The organism is Brevibacterium sp. R8603A2 (assembly GCF_023072605.1).
Lineage (GTDB): Bacteria > Actinomycetota > Actinomycetes > Actinomycetales > Brevibacteriaceae > Brevibacterium > Brevibacterium pityocampae.
This window is the reverse complement of record NZ_JALLGN010000012.1, coordinates 89,653-110,316: the sequence shown is the minus strand read 5'-3', so window position 1 is coordinate 110,316 and position 20,664 is coordinate 89,653. Positions and strand designations below refer to the sequence as shown.

Here is a 20,664-nt window from a genome sequence, read left to right as displayed (position 1 = left end):
TCGGGCCAGTTCCGCCGGGTAAGCGGGATGGTCGAGCAGGGTCAAGATGATCCGGGATCGAGTGGGGTCGGCCAGTGCACGACCCAGGCGGTTCATCACGTCGAGACGCGAAGCAATAGTCAGCATGGACTGAACTATACAGCACGCACTGAACACTCGGTCACAGGCGTCAGCCCAGATCGCATGCCCGTAAGGGGAACCCTCACCGGACACCACCGCTACTGATCGAGAGGAACGGCGGCACGCCTGGCGGGCTGTCCCGTAAGACCCGTCCGGTGAACTGTCCGGTGAAGGGAGGCTATATGACACACTGGGGAGCATGTCCCCCTTGAAGGTCGGCTATGCCCGAGTCTCCACCGACGAGCAGGACCTGACCGCGCAGCGTGACGGACTCGCGGCGTTCGGCGTCGATCCCAAGCGCATCTACGTCGATCACGGGCTCACGGGCCGCAACGCCGACCGTGAGGGCCTGCGGCAGGCGCTGGCTGCCTGTCGGGACGGCGATACGTTCGTGGTCACCAAGCTCGATCGGCTGGCGCGTTCAGTCCGTGATGCCCACCAGATCGCCGACGACCTCGCGGCGCGGGAAGTGAAGCTGAGCATCGCCGGATCGGTGTACGACCCGACCGACCCGATGGGGAAACTGTTGTTCAACGTGCTGGCGATGGTCGCCGAGTTCGAAGCCGACCTCATCCGTGCCCGCACCCGCGAGGGGATGAAGGTCGCCAAGGCCAAGGGCCGGCTGCGCGGGAAGTCACCGAAACTCACCCCCCGGCAAGAAGCTCACCTCGTCCAGCTACATGCCGCCGACGAGCACACCGTGGGCGAGCTGGCCGAGCTGTTCAGCGTGGGCCGCTCCACGGTCTACCGCGCCCTTCAGCGCGCCGAGCGCGGGCGCGAGAACACCTTGCAGTAGGTGCGTCGTGGACGCTCGAGCGCGGTGGCGAATCCTCAGGCTCCACGTCGAGGACCAGGTGCCCCTCGCGCGCTTAGCTCGCGAGACCGATGTAGGGCTGCGGACCCTGGAGCGCTGGCACGCCCGCTACCGCGCCGACGGCTACGCCGGACTGGAGACAGCCTCACGGGCGGACGCCGGCTCCCGCCGCCTTCCGCCCGACCTCGTCGACCTGATCGAGGGCCTGGCACTGAGCAAGCCGCGGCCGGCCATCGCCACGATCCATCGCAAAGTCACGGGCATCTGCGCCGCACGGAGGTGGCCGGTCCCCTCCTACTCGGTGGTGTGGGACATCGTGCGGACCCTGGATCCCGGCATGGTCACCCTCGCCCTGGAGGGCGCAGCGTCCTACCGCGACAAGCACGAGCTGGTGCTACGCCGGCAAGCAGAGCTGCCCAACGCGATGTGGCAATCCGATCACACCATGCTCGACATCCTGGTGGTGGGCACCGACGGCAAGCCCGCACGGCCATGGCTAACAACGATCCTCGACGACTGCTCCCGGGCGGTCTGCGGCTACACAGTCTTCCTGGGCGCACCGTCGGCGATGAACACCGCCCTGGCGCTGCGCCAAGCGATCTGGCACAAGACCGACCCGGCCTGGCCGATGTGCGGCCTGCCCGACGTGCTCTACGTCGACCACGGCAGCGACTTCACCAGTGACCAGCTCGCCCACACCGCCGTCGACCTCCACATCCGACTGATCCACTCCACCGTCGCCCGACCCCAGGGACGGGGCAAGATCGAGCGGTTCTTCGGCACCATCAACACCGAGCTACTCGCCACCCTGCCCGGACTCATCACCGAAGGGCACCCCTGGCCGACACCGAAACTGTCCCTGGCCGCCCTCGATAGCGCCCTGGAGGCGTTCGTGGCCACCTACAACGACCGCACGCACAGCGAGCTCGGAACCTCCCCGCGCAGCGCGTGGATCGCCGATGGCTGGCTGCCCCGAATGCCCGAGAGCCTGGAAGACCTCGACAGACTGCTGTTAACCGTCGCCAAGACCCGCGTCGTGCGCCGCGATGGCATCCGCTTCCAGGGCCTGCGCTACGTCTCGGCAACTCTGGCCGGCTACGTCGGACGCTCGGTCGTGATCCGCTACGACCCCCGCGACATCACCGAGATCCGCGTCTTCGATCACGACGAATTCGTCTGCAAGGCCGTCAACCAAGAGCACCACGACCAGAAGGTCAGCCTCAAGGAGATCCAGGCCGCGCGCAACGCCCGCCGCCGGGCGCTGCGAGCCGGCATCAACGAACGCATCGCCCTCGTGGCCGCACCTACCGAGACACCACGGATCACCGAAGCACCGGCTCCGGCGCCGAGGTCGGCGTTGAAGATCTACAAGGAGGACCTCAGGTGAGCCAGCGCTTCATCGTCACCAAGGAGCACCGCCGCTTCACCGAGTTCGCCGACGCCGTGCGCCGCGGGCACACCATCGGTTTGTGCTTCGGATCAGCCGGCGTAGGAAAGACACTCTCCGCGCGCCGCTACGCACACTACGAGAAGGCTCATGACCTGCTGACCTACTGGGGGCCGCGCTCCGACAACGACGCCAAGATCTACGCCGCCTTGAACCGGAGCCGCACCGTGCTCTACACCCCCAGCGTGCTGACCACCCCGCGGACCCTGAAGGACGAGCTGACCCAAGCCATCACCCGCACCAACATGTGCATCGAGCAGCACCTCGTACCTCCCGGCACGGCCACTCCCGAGGCCTGGGGATGGCGACACGGCAGGAACTACGTGGAGCTGATCATCGTCGACGAGGCCGAACGACTGCGTCCCGCCGCGCTGGAACTGCTGCGCGATCGCTACGACCGCGACGGCATCGCCCTGATCCTGATCGGCATGCCCGGCCTGGAGAAGCAGTTCAGCCACTACCCCCAGTTCTACAGCCGAGTCGGCTTCGCCCACCAGTACCGGCCCCTGGGACAAGACGAACTGCTGTTCGTCCTCGAGCGACACTGGCGATCCCTCGGCAAGACCCTCGACCCCGACGACTTCACCGACGCCCAAGCCATCGCAGCCATCGCACGGATCACCCGCGGCAACTTCCGGCTCCTCGAACGCCTCTTCCCCCAGATCCAGCGGGTCCTGAAGATCAACGAACTCGACACCATCACCAACGACGTCATCGAAGCCGCACAGAGCACCCTGGTCATCGGTGTCACCTGACCCCGCCACGAAGCGACCGAAGAACCCCGCCATTCAGCAGACGAAGTCACAGTTGTCGGTGAGATAAGCAGGCCGGAGGAAGCCCCCACCTGCTGAGGGTGACGATCATGGATCGAACCGCGATCAGAGATGGATACAGCCGCAACTGTGCCGAGTTAGAGGCTGCCTGCCCTGCACCGCGCGAGCGGCTCCGAGGCGCGACGGGGCAGCAACGGCACCCGATGGACGTGTACGCCTACCCGATCCGGCATTTCGACTTTCATGCATCCCAGCTCAGCCTGCCCGGAACCCGGACGGCTTCTGCTTGAGACGAGCAGGATCGCCCTGGGTGCGGCCGACCACAATATGGTCACTCGTGGCGAAGAGCGTCATGCATCGCGCGCAGTGCCATGGTCGCCCGCGACGGCCAGATCCTCACAGCAGCAATCCGGATTCTGCTCACAGGCGCGCACGATCACGCCCCGCCTGACCGCGCATCCGCAGTCCGCGCACATCATCTCCATGCGCTGATGGTACTCACCGTGCTCGTGCAGAGATGGCCGCAGCAGTCGTGGCGGACTCAAGATCGCCGGCGATGGCGCCGACCGTGGCTTTCGCGGTGGATCCGACTCCGATGAGGGTGGCCGATCCGGGGCCGGTCCAGTCCCCGTAGCCTGCGAAGTAGAGACCCGGGATCCGGGGTGAGGCCGTTCCATTGAGCTTGATCGTCCCGTCTGACTCCCGGAGGTTGAGTTTGTGCAGATGGCGCAGCGCCGGTCGGAAGCCGGTGCACCAGATCACTGTGTCGATCCGGCGTGTGCTGCCGTCGTTCCAGATCACGCTGTCGGGGGTGAAGCGTTCGAACATCGGGTGCGGGATCAGCAGCCCTGCGCCCCGCGCTTTCTTGACGGGTGGGACGGCGACGATGTCGCCCAGGTCCGCGACGCCGCCGGAGTCCGGCTCTCCGGCGGCCAGTGCGCGCACCCGCTGGCTGGCCACCCGGAAAAGTTCACGCCCGTCGACGTCGTCGGGCAGGTAGCGCGGCGCACCGCGCAGGCACCAGGTCACCGTCGCGGCGCGGGCGAGATCGGCTGCGATCTGTGCGGCTGAGTTCGCTCCGCCGACGACGAGGACGGATTGGCCCTCGAACTGCTGCGGGCCGCGATAGTCGGCACTGTGGATCTGGCTCCCGCGGAAATTCCTCTGTCCGGGCATGGTTGGCCAGAAGGGCTGAGACCATGTGCCTGTCGTGTTGACGACGGCACGCGCCCGCCACTCGCCGGCATCGGTGAGCAGCTGGAATCCCTCGCTGGTTTGGACGACCTGATCGACTCGAACCGGGCGTACGACCGGGAGCGAATACCGCTCCTCGTAGTCGGCCAGATACCGGATCACGTGATCGGGGTCCGGGTTGCCACCGGCGGTCCTCGGCATCAGTCGGCCGGGCAGTGATGAGTACTCTGCCGGCGAGAACAGCCGCAGCGAGGGCCACACGTGCCTCCAGGCCCCACCGGGGTCCTCCTGGTCGTCGAGAATCACGAAGGACAATCCGGCGCGGCGCAGGTAGTAGCCGACTGCCAGGCCGGCCTGTCCGCCACCGATGACGGCAACATCGACTCGTTCTCTCACGTCCACTGCGCGGTCATCCGTCCAGGGCGAGGAACTGGCGCAGTTCGGCGAACGCTTCGTGCAGCACGGTGTAGTGCGCCCACTTCCCACGCTGTTCACGGGTCAGGAGGCCTGCCTCGACGAGTTTCTTGAGGTGGTGGCTGATCGTCGGCTGGCTGATGCCGAGTGTCTCGGTCAGGTCGCAGGCGCACACCGCGTCGCATCCCTGCGCGGCTACATGCGACAGCACCCGCAGCCGGGTCGGGTCGGACAGCGCTTTGAGCTTTCTGGCCATCTGTTCGGCCTGGTCCGCGCCCAGCGGTGCGACCGCCAGCGAACAGCAGTCGTTGGCATGGGGGGTGAGCAGTTTCACGGTTTCGAATGCGGTTGCCATCACCCCATCATACATTGACGCCCATCGATGCATGCGCTTAGTGTGTTCCATAGACATCCATCGATACAAGGAGCTTAGTGCCGATGAGCACCACTGCAACGACGGCTGCGCAGAACGCGGTGCCGGTGACGAAGGAGATGTCCTTCCTGGACCGCTGGCTGGCGGTCTGGATCCTGGCGGCAATGGCCGTGGGTCTGCTGCTGGGGCGTTTCGTGCCCGGGCTCGATGCGGTCTTGGACTCCGTGAAGATTGGCGGGATCTCCGTGCCGATCGCGATCGGTCTGCTGGTCATGATGTATCCGGTGCTGGCGAAGGTCCGCTATGACGAGATGCACCGGGTGACCGGGGATCGGAAGCTGCTGACACTGTCGCTGTTCCTCAACTGGGTCGTCGGGCCTGCATTCATGTTCACGCTCGCCTGGGTGTTCCTGCCCGATCTGCCGGAGTTCCGCACCGGGCTGATCATTGTGGGTCTGGCCCGCTGCATCGCGATGGTGTTCATCTGGAACGACCTGGCCTGTGGCGACCGCGAGGCCGCCGCCGTGCTCGTCGCCATCAACTCGGTGTTCCAGGTTGTCGCCTTCGGCGCCCTCGGCTGGTTCTACCTGCAGCTCCTGCCGTCGTGGCTGGGACTGCCCACCACCTCGGCGGACTTCTCCGTCTGGGCGATCGTGGCCTCGGTCCTCGTCTTCCTCGGCATTCCGCTCCTGGCCGGCTTCCTCACCCGCGTGTTCGGGGAGAAGGCCAAGGGTCGGCAGTGGTACGAGGAGACGTTCCTGCCCAAGATCGGTCCCTGGGCGCTCTACGGACTGCTGTTCACCATCGTGCTGCTGTTCGCGCTGCAGGGGGATGCCATCACCTCCCAGCCGCTGGACGTCGCCCGGATCGCAGTGCCCCTGCTGCTGTACTTCGTGCTGATGTTCGCCATCAGCCTCTTCGCATCCAAAGCTGTGGGACTCAACTACGCGAAGTCGACCACGGTGGCGTTCACCGCCGCGGGCAACAACTTCGAACTCGCGATTGCCGTGGCGATCGGCACCTTCGGAGTCACCTCCGGGCAGGCGCTGGCAGGAGTCGTCGGCCCCCTCATCGAAGTCCCCGTCCTCGTCGGCCTCGTCTACGTGTCACTGTGGGCCGGCCGCAGACTCTTCCCCAACGACCCGACTGTCCCCGCACGCAGAACCTCTGGAGTCCGAGCATGACCAGCACCTCTGACACGAACAAGCCCAGCGTCCTCTTCGTCTGCGTCAAGAACGGCGGCAAGTCCCAGATGGCCGCCGCGCTGATGCGCCACCATGCCGGCGACGCGGTTGAGGTGCACTCGGCCGGCACCAAGCCCGGCACCTCCCTCAACAACCTGTCCGCCGACGTGGTCGCCGAGGTGGGCGCAGACATGTCCGGAGAATCGCCCAAGCCCATCGATCCCGAGCTGCTGCGCCGGGTCGACCGGGTCATCGTCCTCGGCGAGGAAGCCCACGTCGAACCCGTCGACGGTATGACCGCCACGATCGAAACCTGGAACACCGATGAGCCCTCGAAGCGCGGCATCGAGGGCATCGAACGGATGCGGCTGGTCCGCGACGACATCGACGCCCGCGTGCAGGCTCTGCACTCTGAACTTCTCAACGACTGAATACCCACTCCCGGATTGGATGGTCCTATGACCGCTGCCCCCAACACCACCACGACCAAGCCCAGCGTGCTGTTCGTGTGCGTCCACAACGCCGGCCGCTCCCAGATGGCCGCCGGCTACCTCACCGAACTGTCGGGCGGCCGGATCGAGGTCCGGTCGGCCGGCTCGGAACCCGCCGACCAGATCAACCCGGTCGCCGTCGAGGCGATGGCCGAAGACGGCATCGACATCACCGCCGCGTCCCCGAAGATCCTCACCACCGACGCCGTCAAGGCCTCCGACGTCGTCATCACCATGGGCTGCGGGGACGCGTGCCCGATCTTCCCGGGCAAGCGCTACGAGGACTGGGACCTCGCAGACCCGGCCGGCCAGGGCATCGAGGCGGTCCGCCCGATCCGCGATGACATCAAGGCCCGCATCGAGCAGCTCGTCTCCGAGCTGCTGCCGGCATCGACCGGCGCGAAGTGAGGCGCTGACACCATGACGACCACCAGCACCCAAACGGATGAGCTGATCATCATCGGGTCCGGCCCCGCAGGTTATACCGCCGCGATCTACGCGGCACGCGCCGGGCTGTCCCCGCGCGTGATCGCCGGATCCGTCACCCACGGCGGCGCCTTGATGAACACCACCGACGTCGAGAACTTCCCCGGATTCCCCGGCGGCATCCAGGGCCCGGAACTCATGATGGGACTCAGCGAGCAGGCCGCAAACTTCGGGGCCCGCATCGAGTACGACGACGCTTCCGCCGTCGACCTGACCGGGCCCCTGAAAGAGGTCACGACCCTGTCCGGTGCCACCTACCGAGCACCGGCCGTCATCGTCGCCACGGGTTCGGCGTACAAGGAGCTGGGACTGGCCGATGAGAAGCGGCTCACCGGGCACGGCGTGTCCTGGTGCGCCACCTGCGACGGGTTCTTCTTCCGCGACCAGCACATCATCGTCGTCGGCGGTGGGGACTCGGCCATGGAGGAGGCACTGTTCCTGACCCGGTTCACCGCGACCGTGACCGTGGTGGTCCGGCGCGACACCCTGCGCGCATCGAAGATCATGGCCCAGCGGGCACAACAGAACGAGAAGATCCGCTTCCTGTACAACAGCCAGATCACCGCCATCCACGGAGACGAAAAGGTCACGGGCGTGAGCGTGACCGACTCACTCACCGGCAACACCAGCCAGCTGGATGCCACCGGGATCTTCGTCGCCATCGGGCACCTGCCCCGCACCGAACTCGTCAAGGGCCAGCTGGAACTCGACCCGGACGGCTACATCGTCGTCGACGCCCCGACCACCGCCACCAACCTGCCCGGCGTCTTCGCCTGCGGCGACGCGGTCGACCACCGCTACCGGCAGGCCATCACCGCCGCCGGCACCGGGTGCGCCGCCGCCCTAGACGCCGAACGCTTCCTCGCCGCCACCGAACCGGCAACCGCCCCCGTCCTTCAGGAGACCAGCCATGGCTGACACCACCAACCACACCGAGAGTCTGCCGGTCGTCGTCATCGGCGCCGGCCCCGTCGGGCTGGCCACCGCCGCCCACCTGCGCGAACGCGGCCTGACCCCGCTGGTGCTGGAGGCCGGCAGCACCAGCGGCGCCGCGATCCGCGAATGGGGCCACACCCGCCTGTTCTCGCCGTGGCGGTTCAACATCGACGACGCCGCCCGCCGCCTCCTCGAGGCAGACGGCTGGCAGGCCCCGAACCCGGAAGTCCTGCCCACCGGTCACGAGCTGATCACCGACTACCTGACCCCGCTGGCAGACGCGCTGGGCGACGTCGTCCGCACCGACGCCCGCGTCATCGCGGTCTCCCGGGAAGGGATCGACAAGACCCGCAGCACCGGCAGGGAGACCACCCCGTTCCTCGTCCGCATCGCCTCCTCCGACGGATCGTCCGAGGACGTGTTGGCGCGCAGCGTCATCGACGCCTCGGGCACCTGGCACCAGCCCAACCCACTCGGCCGGTCCGGCCTGCCCGCCCCCGGAGAAGCCGAGGCGACAGCCCGCGGCCTCATCACCCAGCCCCTGCCCGCCGTCACCGGTGTCGACCGTGACCGGTTCGCCGGCCGCCACGTCCTCGTCGTCGGCGCTGGCCACTCCGCGGCCAACACGCTGCTCGACCTCGCCGAGCTCGCCGACGACAACCCCGCGACCCGGATCAGCTGGGCCGTCCGGTCAGCGGACGCCTCCCGCGCCTACGGCGGCGAAGACCGCGACGAGCTCGCCGCCCGCGGCGCCCTGGGCACCCGCCTCCGGGACCTGGTCGAATCCGGCCGAATCGATGTCCACACCTCGTTCGTGATCACCGGCTTCGAAACTCACGGCGAGCAGCTGCACGTCCAGGCCGCAGGACCCAGCGGCGCCGAGAAGCTCACCGTGGACGTCCTCGTCCCGGCCACCGGGTTCCGCCCCGACCTGTCGATGCTGACCGAGCTGCGCCTCGACCTCGACCCGACCGTCGATGCACCCCAGAAGCTCGGCCCGCTCATCGATCCGGAGTTCCTCTCCTGCGGCAGCGTGCCCCCGCACGGCGAACGCGTGCTGGCCCACCCCGAGCCCGGGTTCTACATCGTCGGCATGAAGAGCTACGGCCGCGCACCGACGTTCCTCATGGCCACCGGCTACGAACAGGTCCGCTCCATCGCCGCAGCACTGGCAGGTGACCGGGTCGCCGCCGACACCGTCCACCTCGAACTGCCCGAGACCGGCGTCTGCACCACAGACCTCGGCGGATACTGCGACGTGCCAGCCGGGCCACTCCCGGTGACCATCGGCGGCGCACCCACCTCCTCCTGCTGCTCCTGAAAGGACCAGGCCATGGCCGCCGACACCCCGCCGCTCGACACCCAAGTCCTCCAACACACAGCCGATGACCTCGCCCGCAAGTACGAGGGAATCTTCTCCCCGGAGACCATCGAGCGCTACGTCTTCGAGTCCTACACCACCCTGTCGCGGACCGCGAGAATCCGCGACCACCTGGCGATCCTCGCCGAACGGTTCGCCGCCGACCGCCTCCGCGCTCTCGCCCTGGCACAGGGCAAAATCGAGACAACCGTCCCGCAGGTGCTGTTCGTCTGCGTGCACAACGTCGGACGCTCCCAGATCGCCAGCGCCCTGCTGGCCCACTACGCCGGCGACCGGGTCGAGGTCCGCTCGGCCGGCTCGCTGCCCGGATCCGAGGTCCACCCCCTGGTGATCGACGCGCTGGCCGAACGCCACATCGACCTGTCCGGAGCCTTCCCCAAACCACTGACCGACGACGTCGTCCGCGCAGCCGACTACGTCATCACCATGGGCTGCGGCGACGCCTGCCCCATCTACCCCGGCAAACGCTACCTGGACTGGGAACTGGCCGACCCCGCCGAGGAGACACCGGAACGAATCCGCGAAATCGTCGACCAGATCGACGACCGCGTCCGCGCCCTGTGGACCGAGATCCAGAACTGACGACGGCCCACCGGGCAAGAACAGAAGCACCCGGAGCCGCCAAGCGAAACTGCGATTCCCCGCCATCTCCCGCTAACAGTCACACCCATGATTCTCCTCGCACTCTCCCCACCGGGTGGGCGCCGTGCTGCAGGGGTGCGCGCGGGGCCGCGCTCGCGGTCGCGCGGTGGGCACGGCCGGTCGAATCCTGAGAACATGGAGTCCATGAGAATCACAGTGCTGCCGCTCACGGACACCTCGACCGACGTGCTCGCCGACGTCCTCGCCTTCACCTCCGACCGGACCGAGGACCGGGTCACCGTCATCGCCTCGACGTTCACCGACGTCACCGTGCACGGGCTGCGCTTCAGCCCGGACATCGACGCCTGCCTGCTCCCGCCGAGCACCGCGCTGCCCGGCGGTGCGGTCGAGGAGCTCGCCGCGTACCACGTCGACGCCGAGTGGTTCCCGATGACCGAGGCGAGCCTCGCCGCCGCAGTGCTGCGCACCCGCCTGCTCGCGCTCGGCTACCCGCTGTCCCAGGTCGTGCAGGCGATGGCGAGCCGCTTCTCCCCCGCCTTCAGCCTGCTGCCGGCCTCCGACGACGCCGTGGAGACCCTCGTCGTCGTGGAGCGCGACGGCCAGGAGGAGGCGTGGCCGGCCCGCCGGTTCCGCGCCGCCGACCCGCAGCGGGTGACCCGGGTGGTCCGCACCGGGATCGAGGGCGCGACCGCCGCCCCGGGAGTGCTGCGCGCGCTGCGCCAGGCCGACGCGATCATCGTCCGCGCCGACGAGTACGCCGCCCTCGACACCGTGCCGGTGCTCGAGCTCCCCGGCGTCCTCGACGCGCTCACCGGCACGCGCGCCACCGTGCTCCTCAGCGGCGGCGACTCCCTCCCCTCCGAGCTCCGCAGCCGGCTCGGAGCGACGGAGATCACCGGCGCCGTCGCCGAGGCGCTCGCCGGCGTGGAGCCCGCGGCGCCGGCCGGCACCACGGTCTGGGACCGGGCGTGAGCGCCGAACCCGGCGCGCCCGCGCCCTCCCGCCTCCTCACCGCCTACGCGATCGCCGGCATCGAGCGGATCGTCCCGGGCACCGACCTCCCCGCAGTGCTGTGCACGGCGATCGACCGGAACCGGATCGAGATCAAGGACGGAGACGTGCTCGTCGTCGCCTCGAAGATCGTCGCGAAGGCCGAGGGGCGGATCCGGCAGGCGGGCTCCCGCGCCGCCTTCGAATCCCTCGTCACCGAGGCGAGCCTGAGCGAGGTCGCCGCCCGCACCTTCGACTCCGGAGCCGGGCCCGCCGTCGTCACGGTCGCGCGCACCGCCGCCGGCACCGTGCAGGCCGCCGCCGGGCTCGACCGCTCCAACGCGGACGGGCACGTCGTGCTCCACCCCGCCGACCCGGACGGCTCGGCGGCGATGCTGCGCGCCGCATTCGAGCGCTGGTTCGGCGTCCGGCTCGCCGTCGTGGTGTCCGATTCGACCTCGCGCCCGTGGCGCCGCGGCGTGTTCGACTTCGCGCTCGGCTCCGCAGGTCTCGCCGGCCTCGATTCCCAGCGCGGCCGCCCCGACGACGACGGTCGGGTGCAGACCGCGACCGAGCGCGCGGTCGCCGACGAGATCGCCGCGGCCGCCGACCTCGTCAAGGGTGCCGCCCGCGGGCTCCCGCTCGCCGTGGTGCGCGGGGTCGGCGACCTCCTCGACGAGGCGGACCCGGGGGCCCGCGCCCTCAACCGGCCCGAGGCGGAGGACTGGTTCCGCACCGGGCACGTCGAGGCGGTGCACGCGGCACTCGACTCCACCGGGCTCGCATGGCCGCCGGCCTCGGCCTCGGGCGACGACGACGTCCTAACCCGGGTGACCCGGGCGCTCGGCGCCGCCCGCGGCCGCACCGGGCGCACCCCGGGTCAGGACCGGTGGCGGCTGCGCGTCGACGGCGCAGGCGCCCGGATCCTCGTCCAGCGCAGCGGCGCGAACCCCCTCCCGGAGGCTGAGGGCCATCCGCTCGTCGAGGCGGCGATCGGTCTCGGAGCGCTCGTCGAGCGCCTCCACACCGCGCTCCACGCCGAGGGTCTGCGTGCCCGCGTGCGCTACGACTGGGCCGCCGATGCCTCGCCCAAGGGCGCCGCGCTCGCGATCGAGCTCGACCTCGCGCCCGGCACCAATGCCCCCGAGAGAGGATGAACCGATGAGAGACGTCGTCACCGCCCTGTCCGCCCGCTCCGAACCCGCTCTGATCTCCGTCACCGGCGACGGCGAGCGCCTCGAGCTCACCGGCACGGTGCTCGGCAACTGGGTGCACAAGTCCATCGGCCTGCTCGGCGAGCTCGAGATCGGGCCCGACACCGCGCTCGGCATCGTCTGCCCCGCTCCCGCCGCGCTCCACTGGCGGGCGCTCGCAGCAGCGTTCGCCGCCTGGTCGCTCGGCGCCCCCGTCCACCTCCTCACCCAGGACTCCCTCGCTCCGAACGGACCGTGGGTCGCTCTCCGTCCGGAGACGCTCCCGGGCGCGGGGTCCGGCATCGACGACTCCGCCGCCGAGGAGGTCCTCGTGTTCGCGACCGCCGCCCTCGCCCTGCGCTCGGAGACCGGGCCCGGCTGCACCGACTTCATCGCCGCCGTGCGCGCCCACCCGGACGTCGCCGCCCTCGGGAACCCGGCCTCCGCCGTGCTCGTCGGACCGGACGGCGAAGCCGGGCCGATCCCGCTCGACCCGGCGGCCCTCGACGCGGCCGCCGCGGCCGCCGGCCTGTCGGGCGATGGCGCTGCGGGCGACCCGGGCCCGCGGGCGCTGCTCGCCGGTCTGCCGGATGCCGCGGAGGTCCCGCTGCTGCTCGCCACGCTGCGCTCCGGCGTGCTCGTCCTCACCGACACCGACGACCCGGTCCGGCTCTCGGAGCTCAGCCGCCTCGACGGTGTGGTCCATGGCACAATCGGGGCATGGACAAAGTAGTTGCATCGGCTGCTCAGGCGGTCGCGGACATTCCAGCCGGCGCGCAGATCGCGGTCGGGGGTTTCGGTCTCGTCGGGGTCCCGCAGGTGCTCATCAGGGCGCTGCGCGATGCCGGGGTCGGTGACCTCGAGGTGATCTCGAACAACGCCGGGGCCGGGGACTTCGGACTCGGGATGCTGCTGAATACGAAGCAGATCCGGCGCATGATCGCCTCCTACGTCGGGGAGAGCAAGGAGTTCGCCCGCCAGTACCTCGAGGGTGAGCTCGAGGTCGAGCTCACCCCGCAGGGCACCCTGGCGGAGAAGCTGCGCGCCGGCGGGGCCGGGATCCCGGCGTTCTACACCATCACCGGGTCCGGCACGCAGGTCGCCGAGGGCGGGATGCCGTGGAAGTACGCCGCCGACGGCAGCGTGGAGATCGAGTCCCCACCGAAGGACACCCGGGTGTTCGACACCTTCGGATCCGAGCACACCTACGTCCTCGAGGAGTCCCTGGCCCCGGATTTCGCGCTCGTGCGCGCCGCGGTCGGGGACCGGCACGGCAACCTCGTGTTCCATCGCTCGGCCAGGAACTTCAACCCGCCGGCCGCGCAGGCCGCCCGGGTCACGATCGCGGAGGTCGAGAAGCTCGTCGAGCCCGGGGAGATCGCCCCGGACGAGGTGCACCTGCCCGGTGTGTTCGTCCACCGGGTGGTCGAGCTGACCGCCGAGCAGGCGGCGGACAAGAACATCGAGAAGCGGACTGTGAGGGAGGCCTGAGATGGCACTGACACGCAACCAGATGGCCGCCCGCGCGGCCGCCGAGCTCGCCGACGGCTCCTACGTCAACCTCGGCATCGGGCTGCCCACCCTGGTCCCGAACTACGTGCCCGCCGGGGTGCACCTCGTGCTCCAGTCGGAGAACGGGATCCTCGGGGTCGGCCCCTACCCCACCGCCGAGGAGCTCGACGCGGATCTCATCAACGCGGGCAAGGAGACCGTCACGGTGCTGCCCGGGGCGAGCTTCTTCGATTCCGCGACGAGCTTCGGGATGATCCGCGGCGGCAAGATCGATGCCGCGATCCTCGGGGCGATGCAGGTCGCGGGCAACGGCGACATCGCGAACTGGATGATCCCGGGCAAGATGGTCAAGGGCATGGGCGGGGCGATGGACCTCGTCCACGGGGCGCAGAAGGTCATCGTCGTCATGGAGCACGTCGCCCGCGACGGCTCCCACAAGCTCCTCGACACCTGCCTGCTGCCGCTGACCGGCAAGGGCGTGGTCGAGCGGGTCGTGACCGACCTCGCGGTGCTCGACGTCACCGGCACCGGGTTCCGCCTCCTCGAGCGCGCTCCCGGCGTGACCGTCGAGGAGATCACCGAGAAGACCGGCGCGAGGCTCGACATCCCCGACGAGGTCCCCGAGATCGAGGTCCCCGCCCACGTGAGCTGAGCTCCGGCCTCCCGGAGCCTCCCCTGCGCAACTGTGGGGCTTTCGGTGGTGTGTGGTGGCGTTGATGCCCCCACACACCACCGAAAGCCCCACTGTCGTGTGCGCGGCCGTCGGCCGGCACTCAGGCAGGTGCCGCTCAGGCGGGTGCGGGCAGGCCAGTGGTCGCGACGAACAGCTGCCCGGTGCCGGTGACGTGCGGCAGCGGCTCGTCGGCGCCGACGAAGACGCTGTCCCCGCCGGCGAGCTCCGTGCTCTCCTCCCCGTTGCGCACGGTGAAGCCGCCGGCGGTGCACAGGAGGATCGCTGCGCCGCTGCGCGCGATCGGGAGGTCGGCGGCGGAGTCGATGCGCTGCAGGGCGAAGTCGTCGGTGGCCCCGCGCACCACCCCGCGGGCGTCGGGCGCCGCCCGCTGCGGTTCGACGCTGTCGTAGACGACGACCGCGTCGAGCTCCGCGAGGTCGATGTGCTTGCTCGTCAGCCCGCCGCGCAGCACGTTGTCCGAGGACGCCATGATCTCCACCCCGAGGCCTCCGAGGTAGGCGTGGAGCACCCCCGCGTCGAGTGCGAGCGACTCCCCGGCTCGCAGCCGCAGGCGGCGCAGCATGAGCGCGACGAGAGTCCCCGCATCCCCGGGGAAGTCCGCAGTGACCTCGCGCAGGGTGTCCTGCGGGTCGACCGCGCTGCCCTGCCTGCAGGGATGGTCCGCACCGACGCCGGGGAGGTCGAGGGCGGCGAGGCGATCGGCGAGCGGTCCGTATTCGGCGGCGCGGCCGAGCACCAGATCGGTCGCCGCCCGCAGCGCCACGGCCTCGTCGTCCTGCCCGCCGGAGGGCGTGAGCGCGGTCAGCCAGGCCTCGAGCAGCGGGCGGTCGGCCGGGGAGGCCGCGGCGCGCAGGCGTTCCACGGTGGCCCGGATCGCCGGGAGCGGGCGGAAGCCGCAGAGCGCGTCGAAGTCGCCGAGCGCATGGATGAGCTCCGGTTTGTGCCAGGTGTCGCGGTAGTTCCGATGCGGAGCGTCGACCGGGACTCCCGCGGCGTCCTCGCGCGCGTACCCGGCCTGCGCCTGCCCCCGGGAGGGGTGCGCCTGGATCGAGAGCGCGGTCCGGGCGGAGAGGATCTTGAGGAGGAACGGCAGCCGCTCCCCGTAGACGTCCACCGAGCCGGCACCGAGCCGCGTGTGCGGGTCCCGCGCGATCCACTCGCGCAGATCCGTGTCCTCGACGCCCGAGGGCGCTCCGGGGTGGGCGCCGATCCACAGTTCCGCGGCCGGCGTGCCGTCGGGCTCGCGCCCGAGGATCTCGGGGATCCCCGTCGGGCTCCCCCAGGCGTAGTCGCGCACCGTGTTCGTCAGTTTCTGCATCCTCGTCGTTCCCTGTTCTCCGTCCGCCGGCCGGCGCCCCCGCGGGACCGCCCTGTTCGCCTCGGTCAGCCTAAGCGAGAGCGCGCGGGGTCGCGAAACCGGGGGAACCCGGGGCGGGGCCGGGAGCGGCTCGGGGGCTCAGGTGGTGCCGGGAGGCCGGGAGCGCTGCACGCCCGGGCCACGCACGAGGCGGCCGGCATGCTCTTCGCATGCCGACCGCCCCATCGGAGTCCGGTCCGTCAGATCACCCGGACGAACACCGCACCCCGCTTGAGCATCCAGTCGTAGCTGCGCTTGCTCGTGTTGGTGCGGGTCGAGCCCGCGTCGTACATCTGGCCCTCGGTCTCGGACACGATCCCGAGGTGACCGGGGATCCAGATGAGGTCGCCGGGCTTCGCCTGCGAGGCCGGGATCACTTCCCCTGCCGCCTTCTGCGCCCCGGAGGAGCGCGGCAGCTTGATCCCGTTCTGCGCGTAGACGTACTGCACGTAGCCCGAGCAGTCCCAGCCGGAGCGCGGCGAGGTCCCGCCCCACCGGTACTTCACGCCGAGGTGCTTCTTGGCCGTGGCGATGACCGCGTCGCGCTTCTCCTTCTCGATCTGCTCGGCGCTCTTCTTCGGCTTCTCCTCCTTGGGCTCGCCCTTCTTCGACTCGTCCTTCTCGGGCTCGTCCTTCTTCGACTCGTCCTTCTCGGACTCGTCCTTCTTCGACTCGTCCTTCTCGGACTCGTCCTTCTTCGACTCGTCCTTCTCGGACTCGTCCTGCTTCGGCTCCTCGGCCCTCGGAGTCTCCTGCCTCGGCTCCTCGCTCGGAGCCGGCGCCGGGGTCTGTGTGGGTGCCGGGGACTGCTCGGTCTCCTGGTCTGCTGAACCTTCCCCGGGTCCAGCAGGCCCGGAGCCGGGCTCCGCGGACTCGTCGTCCGCGGAGCCGGGCTGGGACGCGTTGAGATCGCGCGCCCCTGCGGAGATGTCGCCGCGCGGCGAGAACTCCGTCACCCCGTAGCCTTCGGCCCAGACCAGCCGGGCCCCTTCGTAGAGCTGCTCGCACCGACCGTCGGTGCACTGCGGCGCGGACTTCGGATAGCCGATGTGGCCGTTCTCGTAGCCCTTCGAGGCCCAGTAGCCCTGGAGGATGCCCCAGGTCGGCTGGGCGCCGGACTTCGACGACCAGTGCATCGAGCCGCCCTGGAACTTCTGATAGGCGCCGCCGCTCTTGAGGCCGCCCTGCTCCCCGGTGACCGGGAGGCCGAGCTTCGTGCGGGTGGCACCGTTCCAGGCCGTGGCGATCGCACCGGAGATCACCTGCGGGCCGGTGGCCTTCGACCAGGTGATGTAGCCGCGCTCGAAGTTCTTCACCTTGCCGCCGGCGAGGTCCCATTCCTTCGAGGTGGGCTTGCCGAGGACCTTCTCCTTGCCCTCGTAGTGCGTGTCGATCGCAGTCTTCTTGGGCGCGGGCTTCGGGGTCTCCTTCTCGGGAGCCGCCGGTGCGCCGCCCTGCTGGAGCTTCTCGATGTCCTTGCGCATGCTGCCGAACTTCGAGTAGAACGCCGCTCCCGGGCACGAGGTGGAGCCGAGGTCGCGGTGTCCGACGACTGCCGGGATGCTGCGTCCGCCCACGGTCGCGCGGTCCTTGACGGACACGCCGCTGGCCGACAGCTTCCAGGCGATCGCGTGGTTGACGGCGTTGATCGCCGCCTGCGGCGGAGCCGACCTCCCGTAGGAGCCCATGACGGAGATGCCGAAGGTCCCGGTGTTGTAGCCGGCCACATGGGCGCCGATCACCGCGCGGTCGACGCCGCCTGCGCGGCCCTCCCAGAGGCGGCCGTACTTGTCGACGAGGACGTTGTAGCCCACGTCGGACCAGCCGCGGCCCTTGGTGTGGAAGCTGTAGATGCCGCGCAGGATGCCGGGCACGTCGCCGGCGCTGTAGCTGTTGGAGCCGGCGGTGTGGTGGACGACGGCGGCGCGGACCTTGGGTGCGTAGGACGCCTTGCCCTTGCGCAGGCGCTCATTGGCGCCCCACGACTTGCGCGAGCCGATCTTCGGCTTCGAGACCTTCTTCACCGCGACGGTCTGGGCGGTGGCCGATCCCGGGGCGGCGGTCGCGGGGACCGCGGCGGCCGGCTGGGCGGCGTAGCCCTCGGCCCCGGCGGCGGCACCCTCGGCGGCGGCTTCTCCTGGCGCTTCGGCGCCCGGTGCCGGTGCGGCGACCGGGGCGTTCTGCTCGACGGCCTGCTGGTCGGCGGCGGAGTGCTTGGGGTCGATGACGAGGAGGCGCGCGTCCTCGGGAGCGGCGTCGCCGAGCACGCGCATCTGCACCTCGCTCGCGCCGCTCACGACGAACGGCTCGGTGCCGGGCGTGCCCTCACCGACGACGTCCTCCTCGAGCTCGTCCCAGGCGGACCAGCCCTCGCCGGTCCGGATCCGGACCTCGACGGTGACCTCGGTCTCGGTGTCGTAGGTGACGCCGACGACGGAGGACCGGGACTCCGGCACCTCGAGGACGTCGGAGATCGCGGCGATGTTGACGCCGTCCTCGGTCTTCTCGCGGACGCCGCCGGACATGTCCGGGGTCTCCGCGGGCTCCGGAGAGGTCTCCGCGGGCGCCGATCCGCTCGGAGTCCGCGGCTGCGATTCCTGCAGCGACACGGGCGAGATCGCCGTGCTGCCGGAGCCGAAGGTGCCCAGCGGCGCCATGCCGAGCGCGTTCACGGCGCTCGGGGACCGCAGGAGGTTCGGCAGGTTGGTCGTGCTCGAGTTGGTGACCTGCGTGGTGACGAGCGAGGACTCGCGCGCACCGGGCGCATCGAGACCGTCCTCGCTCACCTCGGTGAGCGCGTGTTCGTCGATGGTCGGTGTGACGGTGGCGGATCCTGCGGCAGCGGCGGGGACGGTCAACCCGAGGGTCGAGACCATCACCGCGGATGCGCACGATGCCACGATGGGCAGTGCAAATCTCATCGTTTCAGCCTTTTCGAGGAAGTCAGGGAAGAGAGGCTTCACGAGATGAACTCGTCATTGGAAGGATGACGAATCAGCTCAACATCTCAGAATTGTTACACACTTTTCGGCGTGTCGGACTGGATTTTTCGACGCAGAGCCGAGTTACACGGATGTCGTTCCGCGAGATCTCGCGGCGACACGCGGCTGAAAGTTTTTCGAGGATTCCGGCAGGAAACCTCAAGAATGCCGGGAGGACCTCAGGGCACGTAACAGATGGCCCGGTCCTTCTCGTCTTCTCCTCCCTCGGTCGGGGCGGCGGCGAGAACCGCCCCGGGCACGGCTCCGGCGACCGGATCGAGCCCTGCGGGAGCGGCTCCGGCGGCGAGCACGGCCGGCTCGTCCGGGGAGGCGGCGCGCGCCTCGGCGGGCTCGAGCGCCTCGGCGACGAGAGCGTGGACCGCGGCGTAGTCGGGGTCGGCCGGGACGACTTCGGGCGGGGTGAGGTTGAGCGAGCGGATCTTCTGCGACTTCGCCTTGAGCGCGAGGTCGACGAACCGGTCGACCTGGAGCTGCGGGATGTCGGTGGACACGACCTCGGGCGCGGCCTGCGCGATCGACTGGTAGCGGGTGAGGACGGTCGCCGGGTCGAGCTGGGCGATCATCGCCTCCTGCACGCAGCGCTGGCGGACCATCCGCTCGTAGTCGCTCGCGAATTCGCGCGAGCGGGCGTACCAGAGGGCGTGGAAGCCGTCGAGGTGGAGCTCGCCGGGCTCGATCCAGCCGCGCACCGGGCCGTGCTTCCCCGTCGCCTTGTCCACCGGCGCGGAGATCGGCACGCGCTTCCCGGACACCAGGGAGATGCCGCCCATCGCGTCGATGAGGCTCTCGAAGCCCTTGAGGTCGATCATCGCGTAGTAGTGGACGTCGACCCCGGTCGCCCCGCTGATCGCGTCCTTCATCGCCTGGGCGCCGGCCGGGGAGCCGTCGTCGAACCCCTCGGGGTGCTGCTCGCCGAGCTGGTAGACGGCGTTGATGAGGCACTCGTCGCCGCAGTCGTAGCCCTGCGGGTACTGAGACCGCAGTGGGGAGTCCTCGGCGAAGGGGACGTTCTGGAGGTTGCGCGGCAGCCCGATGATCACCGACTCCCCGGTGTCCGCGTCGATCGACACGAGGGAGATGCTGTCCGGCCGGATGCCCTCGCGCCCCTTGCCGGCGTCGGTGCCGAGCAGGGCGACGTTGTAGCGCCCGTCGCTCGGGCGCACGCCGAGCCCGCCGGCGAAGATCTCGCTGATGAGCTGCCGCTGGCTGTTGAGCGTCACCGTGCCCCAGGCGAGCCCGCCGCCGATGACGAGCACGCTGACGAGCGCCGCGGCCACGACTCCCAGGCAGGTGCGCGGCGACAGCCCGACGAGCCGGATCCGGCGCACCGTGTCGACCAGCGCGACGAGCCACACCACTCCGAGCACGAGCGCCCACAGGGTCAGCAGCCCGAGCACGAGCGGGTTCGTGGCGAGGGTGAACACGAGCTGCCGGCGCAGGAGTGCGGCGAGCCCGACGAGCACGACGAGTGCCCAGGTCGCCAGCGACAGTCCGAGCGCGAACCGCGCGAACCGGCGCACGCCGAACAGCGACTGCACGCTGCCGGGCAGCAGGATCGTGGAGACGAGCAGGATCCAGCCGCGCACATCACGGGTGCTCCGGTCCGCGTACTGGGGGAAGCGGATCGGGTCGGTGTACTTCGGAGTGCGGGGCATCCCTCACCTGTCGGATCTCTGCGTGCGGTCGGCGGTCGGCCGGGG

Annotated in this window: 19 protein-coding genes and 1 pseudogene; 14 read left to right on the top strand and 6 right to left on the bottom strand. The window is 69.9% G+C overall.

Annotation, left to right across the window (positions count from 1 at the left end):
* Window positions 1-126, bottom strand: a pseudogene (locus MTQ12_RS12395) (transcriptional regulator); the annotation flags it as partial.
* A gap of 193 nt (window positions 127-319) precedes the next feature.
* Between MTQ12_RS12395 and MTQ12_RS12390 the strand changes: the two are divergent.
* Genes MTQ12_RS12390 through MTQ12_RS12380 form a run of 3 tightly spaced genes read left to right on the top strand, consistent with a single transcriptional unit; the run spans window position 320 to window position 3,136 of the window.
* Window positions 320-916, top strand: a complete 597-nt coding sequence (locus MTQ12_RS12390) for a recombinase family protein (RefSeq protein WP_247618847.1) — start codon at window positions 320-322, stop codon at window positions 914-916.
* A 7-nt stretch (window positions 917-923) separates the two neighbouring features.
* Window positions 924-2,321 carry a Mu transposase C-terminal domain-containing protein gene (locus MTQ12_RS12385; protein WP_247618846.1) on the top strand — a complete coding sequence of 466 codons (1,398 nt, stop codon included), beginning with the start codon at window positions 924-926 and terminating at the stop codon, window positions 2,319-2,321.
* Window positions 2,318-3,136 (top strand): AAA family ATPase, encoded by an 819-nt coding sequence (locus MTQ12_RS12380; RefSeq protein WP_010552309.1) that lies wholly within the window; start codon window positions 2,318-2,320, stop codon window positions 3,134-3,136. The genes MTQ12_RS12385 and MTQ12_RS12380 overlap by 4 nt, the downstream gene beginning before the upstream one ends.
* A gap of 516 nt (window positions 3,137-3,652) precedes the next feature.
* Here the strand turns inward: MTQ12_RS12380 and MTQ12_RS12375 are convergent.
* Together MTQ12_RS12375 and MTQ12_RS12370 are read right to left on the bottom strand one after the other, a co-directional pair.
* Complete coding sequence (locus MTQ12_RS12375) at window positions 3,653-4,843, bottom strand: ArsO family NAD(P)H-dependent flavin-containing monooxygenase (protein ID WP_348983880.1); 1,191 nt, start codon at window positions 4,841-4,843, stop codon at window positions 3,653-3,655.
* Window positions 4,758-5,117, bottom strand: a complete 360-nt coding sequence (locus MTQ12_RS12370) for a metalloregulator ArsR/SmtB family transcription factor (RefSeq protein ID WP_247618845.1) — start codon at window positions 5,115-5,117, stop codon at window positions 4,758-4,760. The genes MTQ12_RS12375 and MTQ12_RS12370 overlap by 86 nt, the downstream gene beginning before the upstream one ends.
* An 83-nt stretch (window positions 5,118-5,200) precedes the next feature.
* On the opposite strand from MTQ12_RS12370, the gene arsB reads away from it, so the two are divergent.
* The 11 genes from arsB to MTQ12_RS12315 all read left to right on the top strand — a co-directional run bounded on the left by arsB (window position 5,201) and on the right by MTQ12_RS12315 (window position 14,563).
* Entirely contained in the window at window positions 5,201-6,319 is a 1,119-nt protein-coding gene (gene arsB, locus MTQ12_RS12365) for an ACR3 family arsenite efflux transporter (RefSeq protein ID WP_247618844.1), read from the top strand.
* Entirely contained in the window at window positions 6,316-6,750 is a 435-nt protein-coding gene (locus tag MTQ12_RS12360) for a low molecular weight phosphatase family protein (protein WP_217494835.1), read from the top strand. Before arsB ends, MTQ12_RS12360 begins: the two co-directional genes overlap by 4 nt.
* A 27-nt stretch (window positions 6,751-6,777) precedes the next feature.
* A complete protein-coding gene (locus tag MTQ12_RS12355; RefSeq protein ID WP_217494834.1) occupies window positions 6,778-7,218 on the top strand; it encodes an arsenate reductase ArsC in 441 nt (146 codons plus the stop codon).
* Between the two features lie 12 nt (window positions 7,219-7,230).
* Window positions 7,231-8,214 (top strand): thioredoxin-disulfide reductase, encoded by a 984-nt coding sequence (gene trxB, locus MTQ12_RS12350; RefSeq protein WP_247618843.1) that lies wholly within the window; start codon window positions 7,231-7,233, stop codon window positions 8,212-8,214.
* On the top strand, window positions 8,207-9,553 hold the full coding sequence (locus tag MTQ12_RS12345) for an FAD-dependent oxidoreductase (RefSeq protein WP_247618842.1): 1,347 nt from the start codon (window positions 8,207-8,209) through the stop codon (window positions 9,551-9,553). The genes trxB and MTQ12_RS12345 overlap by 8 nt, the downstream gene beginning before the upstream one ends.
* A gap of 12 nt (window positions 9,554-9,565) precedes the next feature.
* Window positions 9,566-10,195, top strand: a complete 630-nt coding sequence (locus MTQ12_RS12340; protein WP_137319196.1) for an arsenate reductase ArsC — start codon at window positions 9,566-9,568, stop codon at window positions 10,193-10,195.
* Window positions 10,196-10,399: 204 nt separating this feature from the next.
* Complete coding sequence (locus MTQ12_RS12335) at window positions 10,400-11,188, top strand: 2-phospho-L-lactate transferase CofD family protein (RefSeq protein WP_175406915.1); 789 nt, start codon at window positions 10,400-10,402, stop codon at window positions 11,186-11,188.
* Window positions 11,185-12,363 carry a coenzyme F420-0:L-glutamate ligase gene (locus tag MTQ12_RS12330; RefSeq protein ID WP_247618841.1) on the top strand — a complete coding sequence of 393 codons (1,179 nt, stop codon included), beginning with the start codon at window positions 11,185-11,187 and terminating at the stop codon, window positions 12,361-12,363. The genes MTQ12_RS12335 and MTQ12_RS12330 overlap by 4 nt, the downstream gene beginning before the upstream one ends.
* A gap of 4 nt (window positions 12,364-12,367) precedes the next feature.
* A complete protein-coding gene (locus tag MTQ12_RS12325; protein WP_247618840.1) occupies window positions 12,368-13,132 on the top strand; it encodes a TIGR03089 family protein in 765 nt (254 codons plus the stop codon).
* Entirely contained in the window at window positions 13,120-13,890 is a 771-nt protein-coding gene (locus tag MTQ12_RS12320; protein WP_137319193.1) for a CoA transferase subunit A, read from the top strand. Before MTQ12_RS12325 ends, MTQ12_RS12320 begins: the two co-directional genes overlap by 13 nt.
* Before the next feature lies 1 nt (window position 13,891).
* Window positions 13,892-14,563, top strand: a complete 672-nt coding sequence (locus MTQ12_RS12315) for a 3-oxoacid CoA-transferase subunit B (protein ID WP_247618839.1) — start codon at window positions 13,892-13,894, stop codon at window positions 14,561-14,563.
* Between the two features lie 136 nt (window positions 14,564-14,699).
* On the opposite strand, the gene manA is transcribed toward MTQ12_RS12315, so the two are convergent.
* From manA to MTQ12_RS12295, 3 genes are all read right to left on the bottom strand, one after another.
* Window positions 14,700-15,923 carry a mannose-6-phosphate isomerase, class I gene (gene manA / locus MTQ12_RS12310; protein WP_247618838.1) on the bottom strand — a complete coding sequence of 408 codons (1,224 nt, stop codon included), beginning with the start codon at window positions 15,921-15,923 and terminating at the stop codon, window positions 14,700-14,702.
* Between the two features lie 239 nt (window positions 15,924-16,162).
* Window positions 16,163-18,883: an NlpC/P60 family protein gene (locus MTQ12_RS15060; protein WP_276087764.1), complete on the bottom strand. Its 2,721-nt coding sequence runs from the start codon at window positions 18,881-18,883 to the stop codon at window positions 16,163-16,165.
* Window positions 18,884-19,122: 239 nt separating this feature from the next.
* A complete protein-coding gene (locus tag MTQ12_RS12295; RefSeq protein ID WP_247618837.1) occupies window positions 19,123-20,619 on the bottom strand; it encodes an LCP family protein in 1,497 nt (498 codons plus the stop codon).
* Window positions 20,620-20,664: the final 45 nt, after the last annotated feature.